The 20,600-nt window shown below is 34.0% G+C and carries 20 protein-coding genes; 14 read left to right on the top strand and 6 right to left on the bottom strand.

The window, feature by feature from the left end; translation table 11 throughout:
* Positions 1-55: 55 nt before the first annotated feature.
* Both CD041_RS05985 and CD041_RS05980 read left to right on the top strand, forming a co-directional pair.
* Positions 56-1,594 carry an SLC13 family permease gene (locus CD041_RS05985; protein WP_080606627.1) on the top strand — a complete coding sequence of 513 codons (1,539 nt, stop codon included), beginning with the start codon at positions 56-58 and terminating at the stop codon, positions 1,592-1,594.
* 153 nt (positions 1,595-1,747) lie between these two features.
* Positions 1,748-3,118 (top strand): cryptochrome/photolyase family protein, encoded by a 1,371-nt coding sequence (locus CD041_RS05980; protein WP_080606626.1) that lies wholly within the window; start codon positions 1,748-1,750, stop codon positions 3,116-3,118.
* A gap of 87 nt (positions 3,119-3,205) precedes the next feature.
* Here the strand turns inward: CD041_RS05980 and CD041_RS12305 are convergent, their stop codons facing one another.
* Together CD041_RS12305 and CD041_RS05970 are read right to left on the bottom strand one after the other, a co-directional pair.
* Positions 3,206-3,484: a hypothetical protein gene (locus CD041_RS12305; RefSeq protein WP_002479374.1), complete on the bottom strand. Its 279-nt coding sequence runs from the start codon at positions 3,482-3,484 to the stop codon at positions 3,206-3,208.
* Positions 3,481-4,098: a DUF1361 domain-containing protein gene (locus tag CD041_RS05970; protein ID WP_002493005.1), complete on the bottom strand. Its 618-nt coding sequence runs from the start codon at positions 4,096-4,098 to the stop codon at positions 3,481-3,483. Before CD041_RS05970 ends, CD041_RS12305 begins: the two co-directional genes overlap by 4 nt.
* Before the next feature lie 272 nt (positions 4,099-4,370).
* Between CD041_RS05970 and norA the strand changes: the two genes are divergently transcribed.
* The 9 genes from norA to CD041_RS05920 all read left to right on the top strand — a co-directional run bounded on the left by norA (position 4,371) and on the right by CD041_RS05920 (position 15,361).
* Complete coding sequence (gene norA / locus CD041_RS05965; RefSeq protein ID WP_002459776.1) at positions 4,371-5,537, top strand: multidrug efflux MFS transporter NorA; 1,167 nt, start codon at positions 4,371-4,373, stop codon at positions 5,535-5,537.
* A 711-nt stretch (positions 5,538-6,248) separates the two neighbouring features.
* Positions 6,249-6,686: a hypothetical protein gene (locus CD041_RS05955; RefSeq protein WP_002493002.1), complete on the top strand. Its 438-nt coding sequence runs from the start codon at positions 6,249-6,251 to the stop codon at positions 6,684-6,686.
* A gap of 110 nt (positions 6,687-6,796) precedes the next feature.
* Positions 6,797-7,288 (top strand): Cys-tRNA(Pro) deacylase, encoded by a 492-nt coding sequence (ybaK, locus tag CD041_RS05950; RefSeq protein ID WP_002459774.1) that lies wholly within the window; start codon positions 6,797-6,799, stop codon positions 7,286-7,288.
* Between the two features lie 258 nt (positions 7,289-7,546).
* Positions 7,547-8,308, top strand: a complete 762-nt coding sequence (locus tag CD041_RS05945; RefSeq protein WP_002479371.1) for a DeoR/GlpR family DNA-binding transcription regulator — start codon at positions 7,547-7,549, stop codon at positions 8,306-8,308.
* The gene (gene pfkB, locus CD041_RS05940; RefSeq protein WP_070647841.1) at positions 8,305-9,225 is read left to right on the top strand and encodes a 1-phosphofructokinase; all 921 of its coding nucleotides are present in this window, start codon (positions 8,305-8,307) and stop codon (positions 9,223-9,225) included. The genes CD041_RS05945 and pfkB overlap by 4 nt, the downstream gene beginning before the upstream one ends.
* Positions 9,226-9,230: 5 nt before the next feature.
* On the top strand, positions 9,231-11,186 hold the full coding sequence (locus tag CD041_RS05935; protein ID WP_070647843.1) for a PTS fructose transporter subunit IIABC: 1,956 nt from the start codon (positions 9,231-9,233) through the stop codon (positions 11,184-11,186).
* Positions 11,187-11,777: 591 nt separating this feature from the next.
* A complete protein-coding gene (locus CD041_RS05930; RefSeq protein ID WP_002459770.1) occupies positions 11,778-13,133 on the top strand; it encodes a hemolysin family protein in 1,356 nt (451 codons plus the stop codon).
* Between the two features lie 212 nt (positions 13,134-13,345).
* Positions 13,346-14,182 (top strand): aldo/keto reductase, encoded by an 837-nt coding sequence (locus tag CD041_RS05925; RefSeq protein ID WP_002479368.1) that lies wholly within the window; start codon positions 13,346-13,348, stop codon positions 14,180-14,182.
* A gap of 156 nt (positions 14,183-14,338) precedes the next feature.
* Positions 14,339-15,361 (top strand): glycosyltransferase family 2 protein, encoded by a 1,023-nt coding sequence (locus CD041_RS05920; RefSeq protein WP_070647844.1) that lies wholly within the window; start codon positions 14,339-14,341, stop codon positions 15,359-15,361.
* Positions 15,362-15,401: 40 nt separating this feature from the next.
* Here CD041_RS05920 and CD041_RS05915 read toward each other — a convergent pair whose 3' ends face one another.
* From CD041_RS05915 to queC, 4 genes are all read right to left on the bottom strand, one after another.
* Entirely contained in the window at positions 15,402-15,992 is a 591-nt protein-coding gene (locus CD041_RS05915) for a hypothetical protein (protein WP_002459767.1), read from the bottom strand.
* 98 nt (positions 15,993-16,090) lie between these two features.
* On the bottom strand, positions 16,091-16,807 hold the full coding sequence (gene queE / locus CD041_RS05910) for a 7-carboxy-7-deazaguanine synthase QueE (RefSeq protein WP_002459766.1): 717 nt from the start codon (positions 16,805-16,807) through the stop codon (positions 16,091-16,093).
* A complete protein-coding gene (gene queD, locus CD041_RS05905; RefSeq protein WP_002459765.1) occupies positions 16,807-17,226 on the bottom strand; it encodes a 6-carboxytetrahydropterin synthase QueD in 420 nt (139 codons plus the stop codon). The genes queE and queD overlap by 1 nt, the downstream gene beginning before the upstream one ends.
* 1 nt (position 17,227) lies before the next feature.
* On the bottom strand, positions 17,228-17,899 hold the full coding sequence (gene queC, locus CD041_RS05900) for a 7-cyano-7-deazaguanine synthase QueC (protein ID WP_002459764.1): 672 nt from the start codon (positions 17,897-17,899) through the stop codon (positions 17,228-17,230).
* 335 nt (positions 17,900-18,234) lie between these two features.
* Between queC and CD041_RS05895 the strand changes: the two genes are divergently transcribed.
* Genes CD041_RS05895 through CD041_RS05885 form a run of 3 tightly spaced genes read left to right on the top strand, consistent with a single transcriptional unit; the run spans position 18,235 to position 20,572 of the window.
* Positions 18,235-18,831, top strand: coding sequence for an anthranilate synthase component II (locus tag CD041_RS05895; RefSeq protein WP_002479366.1), 597 nt, complete (start codon positions 18,235-18,237; stop codon positions 18,829-18,831).
* Entirely contained in the window at positions 18,815-19,966 is a 1,152-nt protein-coding gene (locus CD041_RS05890; protein WP_002459762.1) for a chorismate-binding protein, read from the top strand. The genes CD041_RS05895 and CD041_RS05890 overlap by 17 nt, the downstream gene beginning before the upstream one ends.
* Positions 19,967-20,572 carry an aminotransferase class IV gene (locus CD041_RS05885; RefSeq protein WP_002479365.1) on the top strand — a complete coding sequence of 202 codons (606 nt, stop codon included), beginning with the start codon at positions 19,967-19,969 and terminating at the stop codon, positions 20,570-20,572.
* Positions 20,573-20,600 lie beyond the last annotated feature (28 nt).

Below are 20,600 nucleotides of genomic sequence, written 5' to 3'. Positions count from 1 at the left end.
TATTGTTGTTTAGTTGTTATACTAAAAGTGAAAAATAAGCAAAGGGTGAAATATGATGGAGAAAGGGAGTCAAGATATACCACACACACGCAAAAAAGAAAAGACAAAGGGATACAAACCTATTTGGATTGTTATTAGCTTTATTGCTTTAATTGTCATTTTGTTATTAACAGGATTACCAGTAATGGCTAAAGGTGCCTTAGCTATTTTAGCCTTTGCTGTTATTATGTGGGTGACAGAAGCAGTGATTTACCCAGTTTCTGCAACGTTAATTTTAGGATTAATTATTTTAATAATGGGATTTAGTCCAGTACAGGATTTAGCGAAGCATTTAGGAAACCCTAAAGCAGGCGATGCTATCTTAACTGGTAATGACTTGTTAGGAACTGGTAATGCTTTAACTCAAGCATTTAGTGGGTTTTCATCTTCAGCTGTAGCTTTAGTTGCTGCTGCACTTTTTTTAGCTGCAGCTATGCAAGAAACTAATTTGCATAAACGTCTCGCTTTACTCGTATTATCAATTGTTGGAAATAAAACGCGTAACATAGTTATTGGTGCTATTTTAGTATCCATTTTATTAGCGTTTTTTGTACCATCTGCAACTGCACGTGCAGGTGCGGTTGTGCCAATTTTATTAGGTATGATTGCAGCATTTAAAGTTTCTAAAGACAGTCGTTTAGCAGCGTTATTAATTATTACTTCGGTACAAGCAGTTTCCATTTGGAATATTGGTATTAAAACGGCTGCTGCACAAAATATCGTTGCCATCAATTTTATCAATCAAAGTTTGGGACACGATGTTTCATGGGGCGAATGGTTTTTATTTGCAGCGCCTTGGGCAATACTTATGTCGATAGCGTTATTTTTCATTATGATGAAAGTAATGCCACCTGAACATAAAGCTATTGAGGGTGGTAAAGACTTGATTAAACAGCAGTTAACAGATTTAGGCCCCGTTTCAGCACGTGAATGGCGATTAATCGTTATTTCTATCTTATTGTTATTATTCTGGTCAACAGAAAAAGTGGTACATCCTATTGACTCAGCTTCAATTACAGTTGTCGCATTAGGTGTTATGCTTATGCCTAAAGTTGGTGTTATAAAGTGGGATGGTGTAGTAAAAACAATTCCATGGGGGACGATTATTGTCTTTGGAGTTGGTATATCACTTGGTAATGTATTGTTGAAGACTGGTGCAGCTCAGTGGTTAAGTGATAAGACATTTGGATTACTTGGGCTTGAATCAATGCCATTGATTGCGACGATTGCTTTGATAACATTGTTTAATATCTTAATTCATCTGGGTTTTGCTAGTGCGACCAGCTTATCTTCTGCGCTGATTCCAGTATTCATCTCATTGACATCAACGCTACATTTAGGAGATCAAGCTATTGGATTTGTACTTATTCAACAATTTGTTATCAGCTTTGGTTTCTTGTTGCCGGTAAGTGCACCTCAAAATATGTTGGCATATGGTACAGGGACATTTACAGTTAAGGATTTCTTGAAAACTGGGGTACCGCTGACTATTGTAGGTTATATTTTGATTGTAATTTTTAGTATGACTTACTGGAATTGGTTAGGGCTAATATAGGAAAATGTTAAATATATCAATAGAATAATCAATTGAACGATTTCGGGCACAAAACCTAGTGGATTTTGTGTCCGAAATCGTCCATCTTTATCATGCTTGTTGTTAGACAAGATGGGGTAATAAAATATCAAAGTTAAAGTGAGGTGATGTAGTTTGAATATCGCTTTAGTATTAAATAGAGTATTCAGATTAGAACAAAATCCAATGTTTGAGTACTTAAATCATAATCAAGCAGATATCGAACGATGTTACTGTGTGATTCCCTTAGAATTATTTGAAGATGAAGCACCATTAAAACGGACATTTTACCATCAGGCAGTTACTCAGTTTATACAACAACTGATTGAGATAGGAATTAAGCCCTTTGTGTTTCCATATACAGCGTTTGCTTCATTTTGTGAACAGAAAGAAATCGACACGGTAGTATTTCCAAGCGATATTATGAGTTTTCACAATTGTGAATGCGATATTTTACATGTTAAATCTGAGATACAAGCGCAAAAAATAGCAATCGTTAATGTACGTGCAAATCATTATTTTCAACCTAGTCGCACGTTAAATCAGCAAGGACAACCATATAAGGTATTCACTAGCTTCTACAAAGCAAATCGCCCTCAATTGAGACAACGAAGACGTTATCCTTATCAACTTGATAAATTAAAGCAACAAATCATCAATGCTGATAATACATCAGTTAAAAAAGTGACTGAGCATATAAATATTGGGGAGGCCAAAAGTCAGCAACAATGGCAAGCATTTTTAAATAATAATATTGAGCATTATCAATATTATAGAGAGTACTTACCAGAAACACTGACAAGTCAGTTGAGCATTGCACTTGCATATGGCTTCCTAGATATTAATGAGATCATGCGCCAGTTACTTGAACGTTATCATGATAATGAGGCCTTTATTCGTGAACTATTATTCAGGGAATTTTATTATGTTTTAATGGTTTATTATCCAGAAACGGCACATACATCATTTAATGATAAGTATAAACATATAACTTGGTCAGAAAATCAATCAGATTTTAATGCATGGAAAGAGGGACGAACAGGATATCCAATTATCGATGCTGCGATGCATGAGTTAAAACAAACAGGTTTTATGCACAATCGAATGCGTATGGTAACGGCTCAATTTCTAACTAAAGAGTTATTTATAGATTGGACATGGGGAGAAAATTATTTTAAAAATTTATTGATAGATTATGACGCTGCTTCTAATGTGCATGGATGGCAATGGTCAGCATCTACTGGTACAGATGCCGTGCCATACTTTAGAATGTTTAATCCGATTCGTCAAAGTGAGCGGTTTGATAAAAAAGGTTTATACATTAAAACATACTTACCCCAATGGGCTAATGTACCTGCCAGCTATGTTCATGAACCGTGGAAACATGCGCAAACACTAAAAGATTATGGCATAGATTTAGGAACAAACTATCCGTGGCCTATCGTTGATCATCAACAAGCCAGAGCCCACGTGATGGAACAGTTTAAAAAACAAGCAGACAAATAACAACCATATAAACCGGGGGCCCCAGCAAAGAGTAATGCGCCAAGCATTACCATTAATGGGAGGATACATTGTCCACTTTTTCTATTTCTAAGCAATTAAAAATAAACATATATATAGCATTATAAATTCAAAAAATGTGGCAATATATAGATATTTCAACCGTAATTTAGTACGGTATGGGACTTCCCAATGTGGATATCGGCGTTCAAAATAGCATAATTGCATTAAGAATACACCAATGCCAAATGGAAGGCAGGTTAACAGCAAACTTAATGACAGTTTAAATCCGATTGAATGAAAGAAATGGCCAACGATTAGTTGCAAAATAATAATGCTAATTATTAAAAGAATGATATTAAAACTCATTGTGTATGACGCACTCCTTTCGCAAATATAAATAAAGTAGCTTGTAACACAACCATTAATAAGATGAAGATGAGTGATTTACCACTAAGTGAGCTCACTACATTTTCTATAATTTTAAAAGGTTGGTTAATCAGAAAAACGGAATGAAAGCGTAAGAAACGTCCGATATATATTCCTAATCCACTCAGAAACATGACTACAGCCACAAGGATAATATTTATCCATTGGTGAGAAGTAAAGTAATACAATTCCAAATAAATTAAGGTCATACAATAGAGTGCGAAGAAGACACCTAATAATAAATAGGTGAAGAAAATCCATTCCATTAAATTTAATGTTAAATAAAAGTTAAAGGTAAATTGATTAAGGTGAATTAAATCAGTCACCATATAAAAGGTATTTGGTACCATGAGTAAGAAAATTAAGCTAAAAATAATAAATAATGGCCATTCAATTACTTTTTTCGGTTTGAACAGCTTTAATAGTAAACATAATTCAAAAGGAATATATGCTAAAAATATATTGAGTGTCATAAACTCAAATATACGTGATTCAAATAATGAAATTACAATCAAGATTATAAAATAAATTCTGGCAATATACCGTCCCTGCATAATATACACTACTTTCGTATCAAACTTATCGTTCATTAAAATAATTGTATAGGTTAATAATCATACAGCTTTCATGCTAAATTTATCAAATTAAAAGGAGTTTTCAAATTAAATATTTATGTCGATTATTAACGGTATGTAATAAGTTTTAAAACACCGTTATTGCGAAAAAACATTTATTTGGTATAGAATGTCATAATATTGAATTTTTAATTTTTAGGGAAATGAAAATGTAGGGTAAAAATTAAATTAGTACAAAAGAGGTGAAGTGATTGAAAAAGCAATTATTCATATTATATTTTAATATTTTTCTAATTTTTGTTGGTATTGGCCTTGTCATCCCAGTATTACCTGTTTATTTGGAAGATTTAGGTTTAAAGGGACGTGATTTAGGAGTTCTAGTTGCTGCCTTTGCACTTGCGCAAATGGTTATATCTCCTGCTGGGGGCGCTATGGCTGATAAATTAGGAAAAAAATTAATAATCTGTATTGGCCTTATTTTATTTGCAGTTTCTGAGTTTTTATTTGCTGTTGGACATACTTTTGTCACGCTTATCATTTCAAGAATACTTGGTGGTTTCAGTGCTGGAATGGTCATGCCAGGAGTGAATGGTTTAATTGCAGATATTTCACCTTCAAAAGATAAAGCGCGTAACTTTGGCTATATGTCGGCTATTATTAATTCTGGCTTTATTCTTGGGCCTGGAATAGGTGGATTTCTAGCTGAATTTTCACATCGCTTGCCATTTTATTTTGCCGGAAGTTTAGGCATTATTGCTTTTATAATGTCATTCATTTTAATTCATAGTCCAAAACAACAAACAACAGACGGGTTCCATCATACATTACAACCTGAAGTATTTACTAAAATTGATTGGAAAGTCTTTTTAACTCCTATTTTATTAACGTTGATTTTAGCGTTTGGCTTATCATCTTTTGAAACGTTATTTTCTTTATACACATCATATAAAGCACATTACACACCAGCTGATATTTCTATTGCGATTGTGGGTGGAGGAATATTTGGCGCTATCTTCCAAATCTTTTTCTTTGATAAATTTATATCATATATGTCTGAATTAACTTTTATAGTTTGGGCACTTTTATATTCAGCAATTGTCTTATTTACATTAATCTTGGCAAACGGTTATTGGACCATTATGATTATTAGTTTTATTGTTTTCATTGGTTTTGACTTAATTCGTCCTGCTATTACAAATTATTTTTCTAATATTGCAGGAAATCGTCAAGGTTTTGCTGGAGGATTAAATTCAACTTTTACAAGTATGGGTAATTTTGTCGGACCACTTGTTGCTGGTGCATTGTTTGATATAAATATTGAGTATCCATTATACATGGCTATTGCAGTAATGGTATTGGGTATTGTTCTAATTTTTATAGAAAAAGGCTTGCGCAAACATTTATCAAAAGCTCAATAAAAACAATCTTTAACTTAATAGATGAATTAAAAAATGTTTAACAGTCTGGAACATAAATTCCAAAACAATAGGGCGCGGGACAGAATTCATAATGAATTCGTATTTCCGCCCCGGCAAGGTTGGCTAGGATTGAAAAAAGCTTGCTATCATCCTATTTTCAATCCAGTCAACTACTGCCAATATAGAACTCAGAGCCTAAAATATAATTATTTCCCAGACTGTTTTTATATACAATAGTTTGTATGATTGGATCACTTGCTTAGAGGATAGCTTTAGTCATCCTAGCTCACTTTGTTAGGAAAAACTGGTTTAGTCAGGGACCGCCTCAACTTGCATTACTTGGTGAATTTCTTGTCGGAATTCTCTTTGTTGGGGCCCCAGCTTATCTTGTTCTCTAAAGTGTCTTGTCTTCAATACGTAATAACATGTGATTTTACATTGAAGTTCTTTTAATAAATAAGGCACTTTCGCATCATTATAGTAGACTTCACTAGATTAAATGAACCATGCGCTTTAAGTGTTTCATCATTAAAGTAAGTTAGACATTAGATTTAGGTTACAATACATAGTGATTTTGTAACATTTGCATCCTTTGAATGATGATTATGTTACAAAGATTACAGTTGGTTTAAATTGTATTATACACAATATATTTTGCGGTTTTTTATGTTAAGATGAATAAAAATTAAGTGAAGAAATGTGGGTAAGGAGATGAAACTGAAGAATCTTTTTTTAAGTGCTGTCGCAGTGTTGTTAACGATATGTTTGTTATTTCTATTGTTTATTGCTACAAATGAACAAGCTTTGGCTAAAGTCCATCAAACAATATCAACATTTTCAAAGATAAATAAAGTATCAGCTATTGAAAATGTAGTTAAAGTGAACCATCTTACAGCACATGCATCTGAAAGAACTAATAAACAACAGACACAAAGTTTAACGATAGAAGCTAACCAGCCACACAAATATACAGATCAAGAATGCAAAGTGATTGCTTCTAACTATGCGCAACAAAAGCAACAAGTTGAATCACATATGACGAAGATAGAAGAGACAAGTCGAGATGTGACTTATTCTGGTACACAACACGATAACAATATTAAAATTAACAAAAATGGCAAAGTAGAAAACGATAAGAATACACATTAGCACCGGATGATTGAGATAATCGAAGGTGTTTTTGTTTTGTTTGTATTTGAATCATTGTGCTTACTCAGCGTAAAATAAATTTGAATGAAGACAATGAGGTGACACGAATAATGAAGAAGAAAAAAGCAACTAAAACAAATGCAATGCGTATGTTGGATCAAGCAGGTGTAGATTATAAAGTGAATACGTATGAAATTGGTGAAGAACATGTTGACGGTGTCCATATTGCACAACTTGTTCATGCGCCCGTTGAACAAGTATATAAAACACTGGTCCTAGAAAATGCGAATCACGATCATTTTGTATTTGTCATACCGGTTGATACTACACTGGACTTAAAACAGGCAGCACATGTAGTTCAAGAAAAGAAATTAAATTTAATGCCACTTGAACAGTTAAAAAAAGTTACAGGATATATTCGTGGTGGTTGTTCACCTATAGGCATGAAACATTTATTCCCAACGACTATAGATGAGTCAGCACTGCAACAAGAATCGATATACGTTAGTGGCGGGCATCGAGGTGCTCAAATTATTGTAGGTGTCAAAGATTTAATAAACCTTACGAAAGCCAAAACCGCTAATATCATTCAGCATGGATAATTTCAACAGCATAGTGAAAAGACACTTAGACCAAGATTACGAAATAAATTTAAATGAATAATAGTATTAAACTTCTTACGAACTGCTAAGTGCTTCAAAAGCATTTTGCGGTTTTTATTTTGATGTGTGAACATATTATTAAAAAATGGTTTTTGTGACAAAACTGCGAATTGTGATTGTTTTTGACAGTTTTTGATAACTTTTGATTGAAAAATGTAAGCGCGAACATTATAATGTGAAGTGAAATGAGGTGAGGCAATGATAACTGAAAAACGATATGATTTAATCCTCCAAGAATTGAATAAGAAAGACTTTTTATCACTCCAAGAACTAATAAATCGTATTGGATGTAGTGCTTCGACAATAAGACGTGATTTATCGAAACTACAACAGATGGGCAAACTTCAACGGGTTCATGGTGGTGCAACCATTGTACATAACAGGGTGTTGGAACCAATATTGTCAGATAAGCTTGCAACGAATTTAACAGAGAAAAAAGAAATTGCACAGTATGCTGCAGCTTTGATTCAAGATCGAGAATACATTTTCTTAGATGCGGGATCTTCAACGATAGAAATGATTCCATTCATTACAGCGAAAGACATTGTTGTAGTTACAAATGGTTTAACGCATGTTGAAAAGTTGTTAGCAAAAGGTATCAAAACGCTTATGGTTGGTGGAGAAGTTAAAGATACAACATTAGCTACGGTGGGTGCCTCAGCATTAGAGATAGTTAGACGCTATTGTTTTGATAAAGCATTTTTAGGCATGAATGGTATTGATTTAAAGCATGGATTAACAACTCCAGACGAAAAAGAAGCATTAATCAAAGAAATGGCAATGCAACGTTCAAATGAGTCATTTGTCTTGGTAGACCATTCGAAGTTTAAACAAGTCTATTTTGCAAGGATTAATGACGATGATGCAGATGTGACCATTTTAACGTCAAAAGAAGCGTTAACAGAACCATCATTGGCACAATTCCAAGAACGTTATCATATTTTAGGAGGTTTGTCATGATTTATACGGTTACTTTTAATCCCTCTATAGATTACATTATGTTTACTGATGGATTTGAATTAAGTGGACTAAATAGAGCGACGATAACACATAAATTTGCTGGGGGTAAAGGTATTAATGTTTCTAGAGTGCTAAGCACATTAGAAATACCTTCAACGGCGTTAGGTTTTACTGGTGGATTTCCAGGTGAATTTATAAAAGATACGCTCGCAGCTAATGAGATTTATACGGATTTTATTACTGTAGATGAAGATACACGTATTAACGTTAAATTGAAATCTGGTCAAGAAACTGAAATAAATGCACCAGGTCCCAATATTAGTAAACAACAATTCGAAGCATTGCTTAATCAAATTAAGCGAACAACGTCAGAAGATGTTGTTGTTATAGCTGGTAGTGTGCCGCAAAGTATTCCAAGTGATGCCTATGCACAAATTGCACGAATTACTCAAGAAACAGGTGCACAGCTTGTTGTAGATGCTGAAAAGGATTTGGTTAATACGATACTACCATTTCAACCTTTATTTATTAAACCAAATAAAGATGAGCTTGAAGAGATGTTTGATATCACGATTCAAAATGATATGGATGTCGTTTATTATGGTCGTAAAATATTAGAACAAGGTGCTCAGTCAGTAATCATAACATTGGGTGGCGATGGTGCTATATATATCGATCAACAGCAAAGTATTAAGGCACAAAACCCTCAAGGTAAGGTTATTAATACGGTAGGTTCTGGAGATAGTACAGTAGCTGGTATGGTAGCTGGTTTAACTTCAGGATTGTCAATTCAAGAAGCATTTAAACAAGCCGTTGCAGCAGGAACTGCTACAGCATTTAATGATGACTTAGCCACACGAGATGATATAGAAAAAATTAAAGATCAAGTTACAATGACAGTACTTGATGGGGAGTGATATTGATGAGAATTACAGAGCTACTTACTAAAGAAACAATAGCTATGGATTTAACTGCTACTGATAAAAATGGTGTGATTGATGAACTCGTCAATCAATTAAATATTGCAGGAAAATTAAATAATGTAACGGCTTTTAAAGAAGCGATTCATAATCGTGAAGCTCAAAGTACAACAGGTATAGGAGAAGGTATTGCTATCCCACATGCCAAAGTAGCAGCAGTTAATGCACCAGCGATTGCTTTTGGTAAATCTAAAGCAGGCGTTGATTACCAAAGTTTAGATATGCAATCAGCCCACTTATTCTTTATGATTGCAGCTCCTGAAGGCGGTGCTCAAACACATTTAGATGCACTAGCTAAATTGTCAGGAATCTTAATGGATGAGCAAGTGAGAGCACGTTTGCTAGATGCAACTTCACCTGAAGAAGTACTCCGAATTATTGATGCTGCTGATGATGAAGCAACAAAAGAAGAAGAAAAAGAAGCTCAAGAACAAGAAGCAGCAGAGGCAAATTCATCAGTTGATTCAACTGAACCATATGTTTTGGCTGTCACAGCTTGTCCAACAGGTATCGCACATACCTACATGGCACGAGATGCTTTGAAAAAACAAGCAGAACAAATGGGGATAAAAATAAAGGTTGAAACGAATGGTTCAAGTGGTATTAAAAATAAATTAACCCAACAAGATATTGACCGTGCAACAGGTATTATTGTTGCAGCTGATGTTCATGTAGAAACTGACCGTTTTGATGGTAAAAATGTGGTAGAAGTACCGGTTGCGGATGGCATTAAACGCCCAGAAGAATTGATAAACACCGCACTTGATACGAGTCGCAAACCTTTTATTGCACGTGGCGATAGTCAACATGGAAATGCGAGTGAACAAAATGAAAAACAAAGTTTTGGGAAAGCATTCTATAAGCACTTAATGAATGGTGTATCTAATATGTTACCACTTGTTATTGCGGGCGGTATTTTAATGGCCATTGTATTTCTATTTGGTGCTAACTCATTTAAACCTGATAGCTCAGAATATAATGCTTTTGCTGAACAACTTTGGAACATTGGTAATAAAAGTGCCTTTCAATTAATTATTCCGATATTATCTGGATTTATTGCACGTAGTATTTCGGATAAACCAGGCTTTGCTGCTGGTTTAGTCGGTGGTATGCTTGCAGTTACAGGTAGTTCAGGATTTATCGGTGGTATCATTGCTGGTTTCTTAGCCGGTTACTTAACTCAAGGTATTAAATATATGACGCGTAAATTACCACAAGCACTAGAAGGTTTAAAACCAACTTTAATTTATCCGCTCATAAGTGTGACAATTACAGGCTTGCTTATGGTATACGTATTTAACCCACCTGCAGCTTGGTTGAATAAATTATTACTTGATGGTTTAAACAGTTTATCAGGTGCGAATATTATGTTACTTGGCTTGGTTATTGGTGCTATGATGGCCATCGACATGGGTGGTCCATTCAACAAAGCAGCTTATGTCTTTTCAACTGCGGCATTATTTGAGGGTAACACTGCACCTATAACTGCAGCAATGATTGGTGGAATGATTCCACCGTTAGCAATTGCAACTGCGATGATTATTTTCAAACGTAAATTTACGAAAGAACAACGTGGTTCAATCATACCAAACTATGTTATGGGTCTCTCCTTCATTACAGAAGGTGCAATTCCGTTTGCAGCTGCAGACCCATTGCGTGTGATTCCTTCAATGATGGTAGGGTCAGGAGTCGGTAGTGCCATTGCATTAGGATTAGGTTCAAGCATTGGTGCACCGCATGGTGGTATTATCGTTATTTTTGCAACAGATTATCATCATCTTGTGCAAACATTTATCGCTTTAATTATTGGTACGATTGTGTCAGCTTTAATGTATGGTTTCCTCAAACCTAAATTAAGAGAACATGAAATCGAAGCATCTAAGGCAATGGATGAATAAGTGACCTTCTCATGAAGTTGGAGAAGTTAATATCAAGATAATAACTATAAATGAATTTATACTGAATCCCAAAGGTGGTATTTTTGTTTAGTATATGCATTAAGTGTCTGGACATCATTGCCGGGGCGGGACTACGAATTTATTATGAATTCGTAGTCCCGCTCTCTTTTAATTATGAATGGATTTTTATTAAAATTTGTATAATAATGTACTGCTTTTGCCAATGACTGTTAAATACTTTACATAAAAGTATTTTTGCGTTAATAAACCAAAGAAAGGATCTATTTTCCAATCATGTTCGAATAAATATACCACAAAAACGCAAAAATATTTAGTAAAATAGAAACGTATGATAATGTATAGAAGATTGTAACTCGATGTTTTTGTTAAACATGATATTAAAATGAACGAAATGCCACTATTCGCAATTATATTATGATAAAATAAGAGTAATACAATTTTTTATGGGGGTGTCACAATGGGAAGGATTTAACTTGTAGTATTAATGTCATGAAACCAAGTGAATTCATAATCTTGTTTCCCAATGGGACATATATTTTGGAGGTGAATCCCTAGATATAGGGAGATTAATTGGAAACTGCGACCATAATAAATTTAGTTATATTTTTTCTTTTAATAGCATTAACAACTGTATTCGTTGGCTCAGAATTTGCCTTAGTAAAGGTGCGTGCAACTCGGATAGAACAACTTGCTGATGAAGGTAACGGTAACGCAAAAATTGTTAAACGTATGATCGCCAACTTAGATTACTATTTATCAGCATGCCAATTAGGTATAACTGTAACATCTTTAGGTTTAGGGTGGTTAGGAGAACCTACCTTTGACAAATTGTTACATCCATTGTTTGAGTTGTTACATTTACCTGATGCTTTAACAACAACAATTTCCTTTGTTATCGCGTTTATCATTGTTACTTATTTACACGTTGTTTTAGGTGAATTGGCACCTAAATCGCTGGCTATTCAACATACCGAAAAACTAGCGCTAGTATACTCTAGACCGTTATATTACTTTGGTAACGTCATGAAACCATTGATTTGGTTGATGAATGGCTCCGCTAGAGTGATTATCCGCATTTTCGGTGTAGATCCTGATGCACATAGCGATGCGATGTCTGAAGAGGAAATTAAAATTATTATTAACAATAGTTATAATGGTGGAGAAATTAATCAAACAGAATTAAATTATATGCAGAATATTTTTTCTTTTGACGAACGAAATGCTAAAGATATCATGGTTCCACGAACTCAAATGGTAACGTTAAATGAACCATTTAATGTTGATGAACTCTTGGACACCATAAAGGAATATCAATTCACACGTTATCCTATAACAGAAGATGGTGACAAAGACCATATCAAAGGATTTATTAACGTTAAAGAATTCTTAACTGAATATGCCTCTGGTAAACCTATTAAAATTGCAAACTATATTCATGAATTGCCAATGATTTCTGAAACAACAAGAATTAGTGATGCATTAATTCGCATGCAACGTGAGCATGTGCATATCAGTTTAATCATTGATGAATATGGTGGTACAGCTGGTATTTTAACAATGGAAGATATCTTAGAAGAAATCGTTGGAGAAATTCGTGATGAATTTGATGATGATGAAGTTAACGATATTATTAAATTAGATGACCATACGTATCAAATTAATGGTCGAGTATTATTAGATGATTTAAATGAAAAGTTTGATATTCAATTTGCTGACTCAGAAGATATTGATACGATAGGTGGTTGGCTACAAGCTCAAAACACTAACCTTCAGAAAGATGATTATGTTGATACAACTTATGATCGTTGGTATATTTCTGAAGTTGAAAATCATCAAATTATTTGGGTTATTTTAAAATATGAATATCTTGAAAACAGACCAACCATTAGCGAAGAAGATGAAGATGAGTCTCATGCAAAAGATTAAAGCATAGCATATGGGGTGACTTATTTATTGGAGTGGGAAAGCACAGTCATAATTGACTTTGATTCCTGCTCTTTTTTATATGGCATGATGGTTAAGTTAACGATGTTAAGAAAATTTTTCACTGTTAAATTGAGTATGTTTTATTTGTATTATAATCTGTACTTACGATAAGCTTAACTCAACAATAGGCAACTTAAAAGGGGAGACTTTAGATGAATGATACGCAATTATTAAATAATGGCTATCCTATGCCCAAAGTAGGTTTTGGTGTTTATAAAATCACTGATGAAGATATGCCGAAAGTCATTCAACAAGCTATAGAAACCGGCTATCGTGCATTTGATACTGCATATTTTTATGGCAATGAGGCATCATTAGGACAGGCTTTAAAGAACAGTGGTGTGCCACGTGAAGAATTGTTTATCACGTCTAAGGTATGGAATGATCATCAAGGTTATGAACAGACGAAAGCCTATTTCCAACGTTCTTTAGATAACATGGGTCTTGATTATTTTGATTTATTCTTGATTCATTGGCCATGTGAACAGAATGGACGATATATTGAAACATATAAAGCACTAGAGGATTTATATCATGAAGGTAAAGTAAAAGCGATTGGCGTATGTAATTTTAAAATTCATCACTTGGAAAAATTAATGCAAGAAACCAATATCGTTCCACAAATTAACCAAATTGAATTGCATCCTTACTTTAATCAACAGGATGTTCAAGACTTTTGCGATAAACACGATATTACTGTAACGGCATGGATGCCATTAATGCGCAATCGCGGATTATTAGATGATTCAACAATTCAACATATTGCCCAACAACACGACAAGACACCGGCTCAAATCGTGTTGCGTTGGCACTTAGCACATAATCGTATCATTATACCTAAGTCTCAGACACCTTCACGAATTAAAGAAAATTTCGATTTATTTAATTTTAATTTGGAATTAGCTGAAATTGCAGAAATTGATAGTTTGAATCGCAATGCAAGACAAGGGAAAGATCCTGATGATGTTAGCATTGGCGATTTAAAATAGTACAAATGATAAGCCTACTTAAAAAAATAAAATAGCTTTAAAAACTAGTTCGCTTGCAACTTTATTAATTTTTTGTAAAATTAAAGAACGATACTAGCGCGTTTTATGAATAAATTGATAAAATAGTATTAAGAAATAAGTAAAGGAAGTAATCGGATGAAAATCAGAGTCATTGTCCCCTGTTATAACGAAGGAGAAGTCGTATTAAAAACATATGAGCGATTGACTGAAATTATGTTGAAAGACAGTAACGAAAAAAATTATGACTATGATTTATTATTTATTGATGATGGTAGCAAAGATAGTACGATTCAACACATACAGCAATTGTCGTTAGAAGATAAACACGTAAAGTTTATTTCATTTAGTAGGAATTTTGGTAAAGAATCAGCGATGATTGCAGGTTTTCACCATAGTGTTGATGTAGACGCTGTCATTATGATAGATGGTGATTTACAGCATCCTCCTGAATTTATACCCAATATGATTGATGGTTATCTAGAGGGTTATGATCAAGTCATTGCCCAACGTGATAGAGAAGGCGAACAGCTATCACGTAAAATAGTGACAAAGATGTATTATAAATTGATTAATGCATTTGTTGAAGATGTCCAGTTTGTCGATGGGGTAGGAGATTTTAGATTGTTGAGTCAACGAGCTGTGTGTGCAATTGCTAAGTTGCAAGAGAACAATCGTTTTTCAAAAGGATTATTTGCTTGGATTGGTTATAATACAAAAGTCTTTTCATATAAAAATGTAGAACGTGAAGCGGGACAATCAAAGTGGAATTTTAGAAAGTTATTTAATTATGGTATTGATGGTTTAATTTCATTTAATAGTAAGCCATTACGGACAATGATTTATTTTGGATTATTTATTTTTGCAATTAGCCTTATCTATATTATTTATTTGTCTATAGGCATTATCGTAAATGGCATTAGTAATCCAGGTTATTTCACGACGATAGCTGCTATTTTGTTACTTGGTGGTATTCAGCTTATCTCTATAGGTGTTGTCGGAGAATATATCGGACGGATTTATTATGAAGTGAAGCAAAGACCTAAGTACATTGTACAAGCTTCGAATTTAACCTATGAAAATGGTCATAGTCCCAATGCATATCAATGTAATATAAACCATGAGCATACCGTGAAAGATAAAGAAAAAGAGCATATATAATAAATAACCGAAACACGCCGACAAGTGTGTTCCGGTTATTTTAATAATGTTGAAATACTTTTTGCCAAATAATAAATGCTATAAATAATACATAGATTCCTAAAAATATGTACCAGAATGGTGTTAACATCATCATAACAACAAATGATAATGCAATAATAATTGTTCCTATCATGATAGGGGCTTGTATTCGTTTGAATAATGGCAAGCGATTGCGTTCGGTTGATTTAAATGTACCCGTAAATAAAATGATTGCCCCAATTAGAAAAATAGCTGGTGACAGATAAGGAATGGACATATAGACAGATTGGTCGCTCGAAATATCCATAATAAATGCTGATAAGCTTAAAATAATCGCAAATATGCTGGCAAGAAATTTTTGGTTATTAATTACAAAAGGATGTACCTTATAATTAACATACAGTTGCAGTAATAACCATATGATTAGTAATGCAGTGGTATAAGTTGAAATAAAATTATACTTTTGAATAATAAACATATTTATTGTTGTGTTAATGACAATCGCTAATAGTAGAGAACTAAATTTAAGTTGTTTATATTGCTGCCTATATAAATCAAACCCAACGATAGCCAAAACTACAGCAATGTTTAATAGTACGTATATAATCATGATGAACTCCTATCGCAAATACTTCATTGCCATATTATAGCAATTTAACACAACTTAATCATTTCATAACACTTACAAAACATTTTATAGCGATAAATTTAAACACCTTTTTTGTTGCTCCATAATAATGTATGAAGTTGTGGTAAGACATAAGCGCGATTCATATCATTGCTATGCATTACTTTTTCAACCAATTGTTCATATCGTGACAATAGTTTTTCAGTGTGATTTGCTACGTCATCTGCTAAGTATGGGTTGCCTACTTGCAAATAGAAAGGTATGTCTGGATAACGATGATGAATCATTTTGGCAAAAGCATAATCTTCATCATCAAAAACAACCACTTTCAAATTTAAGGATTGTGGCACACATTGTGCAATGACTTGATCTAAAACTTCTAAATTAGGTGTCATTGAAGAGCTAGGTGGTTTAGGACTTATCGTCAAATCATTAATCTGTGTCATCCAAGGTTGGAATTTACTACCTTGTGTTTCTAAAGCAGTTGCGATATGCTCAGTTTCAAATAAATCGACAAGATCTTGTATACCTTTAATTAATGCAGGATTACCTCCTGATATCGTTACATGATCAAAACAATCGCCACCAATTTCAATTAATTTTTCATAAATTTCTGTTGCGCTCATTAATTGAATTTGATCTTTTGCACTGCCATCCCAGGTAAATGCGGAATCGCACCAACTACAGCGATAATCACATCCAGCAGTTCGAACAAACATCGTTTTACGTCCAATGACACGGCCTTCACCTTGAATTGTGGGGCCAAAAATTTCTAATACAGGTATTTTAGCAGCCATTAATGTTGCACCTTCGGACGATAAACAACATAACTTGTTGGTGTTTCTCTTAAGTAGACTTGAACACAATGTGGACGATTTGTATATTGCATCAGATGATTTTCAATCATGTTATATATTGTCTGTGCCACAATTTCAGTAGAGGGACTTTGATCTTTAAAGTGTGGCAAATCATTCAATAAATAATGATCAAATTGATCGTGAATCAATGCTTTTAACTCTTGGAAATTGATAAGGAAACCATTATGATCAAGCGTGTCACCCGCAATTGTTAAATTTACGAAATACGTATGTCCATGAGTGCGTACGCATTTTCCAGCATCTTTACATGGTATAAAATGTGCTGCAGAAAAATTAAAGTCTTTATTGAGTTCGAATTGGTAAGGATGTGAGACAGACGGGTAAATTTGTTGTAACATATTATTTCGCTCCTTTAGAATTAAGATATTGTTGTAAACCACGTGCTCTTAAGTGACAAGCTGGACATTCTCCGCAGCCATCACCAATGATGCCGTTATAGCATGTTAATGTTTGATGACGGATATAGTCTAAGACACCAAGTTCATCACTTAGCGCCCATGTTTGAGCTTTGTTTAGCCACATGAGAGGTGTATGAATAACAAAATCTTTATCCATAGCTAAACTTAGTGTCACATTCATTGATTTAATAAAGTTATCTCTGCAATCTGGGTAGCCAGAGAAATCTGTTTCACATACACCAGTGATAATATGTTTGGCGTTGAGTTGGTAAGCAAGGGCACCTGCAAATGATAAAAACAATAGATTACGTGCAGGTACGAATGTATTAGGCATACCGTCATCGTTGGTTTCGATTTTCATATCGTGTTGCGTTAATGCGTTTGGCGTTAATTGTGATAATAGCGACATATCAAGAATGTGATGTGCTAGTCCTTGTTCATGCGCTATGCTTTTGGCTACTTCAATTTCAGTATTATGACGCTGTCCATAATTGAACGTAACAAGTTCGACTTCGTCAAAGTGCTTTTTAGCATAAAATAAGCATGTAGTACTATCTTGACCACCGCTAAATACGACTATGGCTTTGTTATTGTTTAAAGTTGTTTCAGTCATTGTCCATCTCTCCAATTTAAGTGCGTTGAGGGTAATGCAACCTATTTTTAGACATAAAAAAAGCTATCTCTATAAAAAAGATAGACCACAGAATAAGTAAATGCATATGATGATAAGTTACTTTAAATATTGATTGAAACATTCGGTGTCTAGTTTTTTATAGAGGGTTTCGGCTAGGAACCTCTGATTATTTATTTTGAATACGCTAGCTAGAATAATACAGAAACTATGTAAAATCAAGAAATATTTTGGGATAATAGAAACGTAACCCCTTACATATATATTATAATAAAGTGGTAATTTTTACGAATGAAACTAAAGAAGGTAAGCATAAAATGATATTAGTCATAGATAATAACGACTCATTTACATATAACTTGATAGATTATTTTAAAACAGTTACTGATATAGAAATCATTGTTTATCGTATCAATCAAGTCACAATACAATCATTACAACAGCTTAATCCGTCAGCGCTAGTTATTTCCCCAGGCCCGGGTAAGCCTAGTGATTATCCGATAATCGCACAGATTATTGCAGCATTTAAAAAGCGTATTCCCATATTAGGTGTTTGCTTAGGATTTCAATGCATTTACGATTATTTTGGGGGCCGTATTATTCATGGTAAACGACCTGTACACGGCCACACAACAAAGCTTAATCATAATAATAAAGGGATTTTTGCTCAACTGCCACAACATTTTGAAGTGATGCGTTACCATTCTTTGATTGCAGAGCGTCAATCACTGCCGGCACAACTTGAAATTAGTGCTGAAAATGATGAAGGTATTATTATGGCAGTTCAGCATCGACAATGGCCTATTTATGCGGTGCAATATCATCCTGAATCAATTCTCAGTGAACATGGTCATGCACAAATTGAGCTGTTTATTAAAACTTTGGGGGTGAATCAGTGTGACAATACAATTTAATTATAGATATTATTTAGACGATTCACGCTACGAAACGCACCAACTTAAACTCACAGAAAGGTTAGGGCAATATCTAGCATATGAGATGAAAGATGTGGGAGACGTTATCAATTTTGCAGAACAACAGCAGAAAGAAGGGAAATATGTGGCGCTTTATATGACGTATGAAGCGGCACAATACTTTAATCCTGACATGGCTGTGCATCCAACTGCAGACGATGCAATATTAGCAGCAGCTTATAGTTATCAATCGGCACAGCCCATACAACAAGAGACGTCAATAAAGCATTATAATAATAAGCCACAACACCAGTTTGCCTTTCAAGTAAAAGAGGCAACTATGATTCAACATATCAAAGCAGTACAAGCAGCAATTATTGATGGCGAAACTTACCAGGTAAACTATACAACAAGAGTGAGTTCGCCAGTACAAATGCCAATTAAAGACCTGTATGATAAATTAACGCAAACTAAAAATGGCAATTACACCATGTTAATGGATACTGAAGACGTACAAGTCGCTTCTATTTCACCCGAATTATTCTTTCAGAAAGGGCCATTTGATGGTCAAGATAATGTAGTTGTGAGTAAGCCTATGAAAGGCACCATGCCAAGGTCAGATGTCAAACAGCAAGATCAATATAATTATAAATATTTACAACAATCATTAAAGGATAGAGCAGAAAATGTCATGATTGTTGATTTATTGAGAAATGATATTGCTAGAATTGCACGAAAAGGTACGGTACATGTGTATCGTCCGTTTTTTATTGAAACTTATGCCACTGTATATCAAATGACAAGTATGGTTGCAGGTCAACTCTCAAATGCAACATTACCATTAGCAACGTTATTTCATGCGCTATTTCCTTGTGGTTCCATAACAGGTGCACCTAAATTAAACACGATGTCATATATTCACAAATTAGAAGACCAACCGCGTTATATTTACTGTGGTACGCTTGGCATATTGATGCCAGATGACAAGATGATTTTTAATGTGCCTATTCGCACAATTGAATATCGTGATAATAAAGCGATATACGGTGTCGGCGCGGGTATTACTATTGATTCTGATCCTGAAAATGAAGTGCAAGAATTTCGTGATAAAGCTAAAATTTTGGAGATGCTATAAATGAAAATATTTGAGACTATGCGGATAGAGCAAGGCGTAATCCCTCGTGTTTATTATCATACAAAACGTATACGTTCTTCTAGTGCAGCTTTAGGATTTTTATTTAACGAAACAGCATGGGAGTCGAAACTTAGTAGCATTCAAGCCACTTATAATCAAGGTATCTATAGACTCAAAATAGAGCTAAGTAAAGATGGCACATTTGAAATTAAAGTTGAACCATTAATGTACAAACCCTATTTCACAGCTAAATTACAGTCGATTGACAATGCGACAGAGACGTCGTTACTTATTAATAAAACATCACAACGACAACATCTAACACATAATCATACGACCGATTTAATCTTATTATATAACGAATATAAAATATTAGAGTTTGATATTGGTAATATCATGATTGAAGAACAAGGAAAATATTATACGCCAAGCTATCAGCATGATTTTTTACCAGGATGTAAAAGACAAGAGATGATTGATCAGGGGAAGCTTTTCGAAAAGGACTACACCGTGGATATGTTAAAAGAAGGTCTTCAAAAGCAAGAAATCAAAATATATTTAATAAACAGCTTGCGTGAGGTTGCCGATGTATCAATTTATCTATAAAATATAAAGGAATAAAGTATTAAAAATA

The organism is Staphylococcus lugdunensis (genome assembly GCF_002901705.1).
Taxonomy (GTDB): domain Bacteria; phylum Bacillota; class Bacilli; order Staphylococcales; family Staphylococcaceae; genus Staphylococcus; species Staphylococcus lugdunensis.
The sequence above is the reverse complement of the archived record's forward strand: the minus strand, read 5'-3'. Positions and strand labels throughout refer to the sequence as shown.

Bases quoted from the DNA above. Each gene is read 5' to 3' on its own strand.
- CD041_RS05985 (WP_080606627.1), top strand. From the start codon at position 56: ATGGAGAAAGGGAGTCAAGATATACCACACACACGCAAAAAAGAAAAG.
- CD041_RS12305 (WP_002479374.1), bottom strand. From the start codon at position 3,484: ATGAGTTTTAATATCATTCTTTTAATAATTAGCATTATTATTTTGCAA.
- CD041_RS05970 (WP_002493005.1), bottom strand. From the start codon at position 4,098: ATGCAGGGACGGTATATTGCCAGAATTTATTTTATAATCTTGATTGTA.
- CD041_RS05955 (WP_002493002.1), top strand. From the start codon at position 6,249: ATGAAACTGAAGAATCTTTTTTTAAGTGCTGTCGCAGTGTTGTTAACG.
- ybaK (WP_002459774.1), top strand. From the start codon at position 6,797: ATGAAGAAGAAAAAAGCAACTAAAACAAATGCAATGCGTATGTTGGAT.
- CD041_RS05945 (WP_002479371.1), top strand. From the start codon at position 7,547: ATGATAACTGAAAAACGATATGATTTAATCCTCCAAGAATTGAATAAG.
- pfkB (WP_070647841.1), top strand. From the start codon at position 8,305: ATGATTTATACGGTTACTTTTAATCCCTCTATAGATTACATTATGTTT.
- CD041_RS05935 (WP_070647843.1), top strand. From the start codon at position 9,231: ATGAGAATTACAGAGCTACTTACTAAAGAAACAATAGCTATGGATTTA.
- CD041_RS05925 (WP_002479368.1), top strand. From the start codon at position 13,346: ATGAATGATACGCAATTATTAAATAATGGCTATCCTATGCCCAAAGTA.
- CD041_RS05920 (WP_070647844.1), top strand. From the start codon at position 14,339: ATGAAAATCAGAGTCATTGTCCCCTGTTATAACGAAGGAGAAGTCGTA.
- CD041_RS05915 (WP_002459767.1), bottom strand. From the start codon at position 15,992: ATGATTATATACGTACTATTAAACATTGCTGTAGTTTTGGCTATCGTT.
- queE (WP_002459766.1), bottom strand. From the start codon at position 16,807: ATGGCTGCTAAAATACCTGTATTAGAAATTTTTGGCCCCACAATTCAA.
- queD (WP_002459765.1), bottom strand. From the start codon at position 17,226: ATGTTACAACAAATTTACCCGTCTGTCTCACATCCTTACCAATTCGAA.
- queC (WP_002459764.1), bottom strand. From the start codon at position 17,899: ATGACTGAAACAACTTTAAACAATAACAAAGCCATAGTCGTATTTAGC.
- CD041_RS05895 (WP_002479366.1), top strand. From the start codon at position 18,235: ATGATATTAGTCATAGATAATAACGACTCATTTACATATAACTTGATA.
- CD041_RS05885 (WP_002479365.1), top strand. From the start codon at position 19,967: ATGAAAATATTTGAGACTATGCGGATAGAGCAAGGCGTAATCCCTCGT.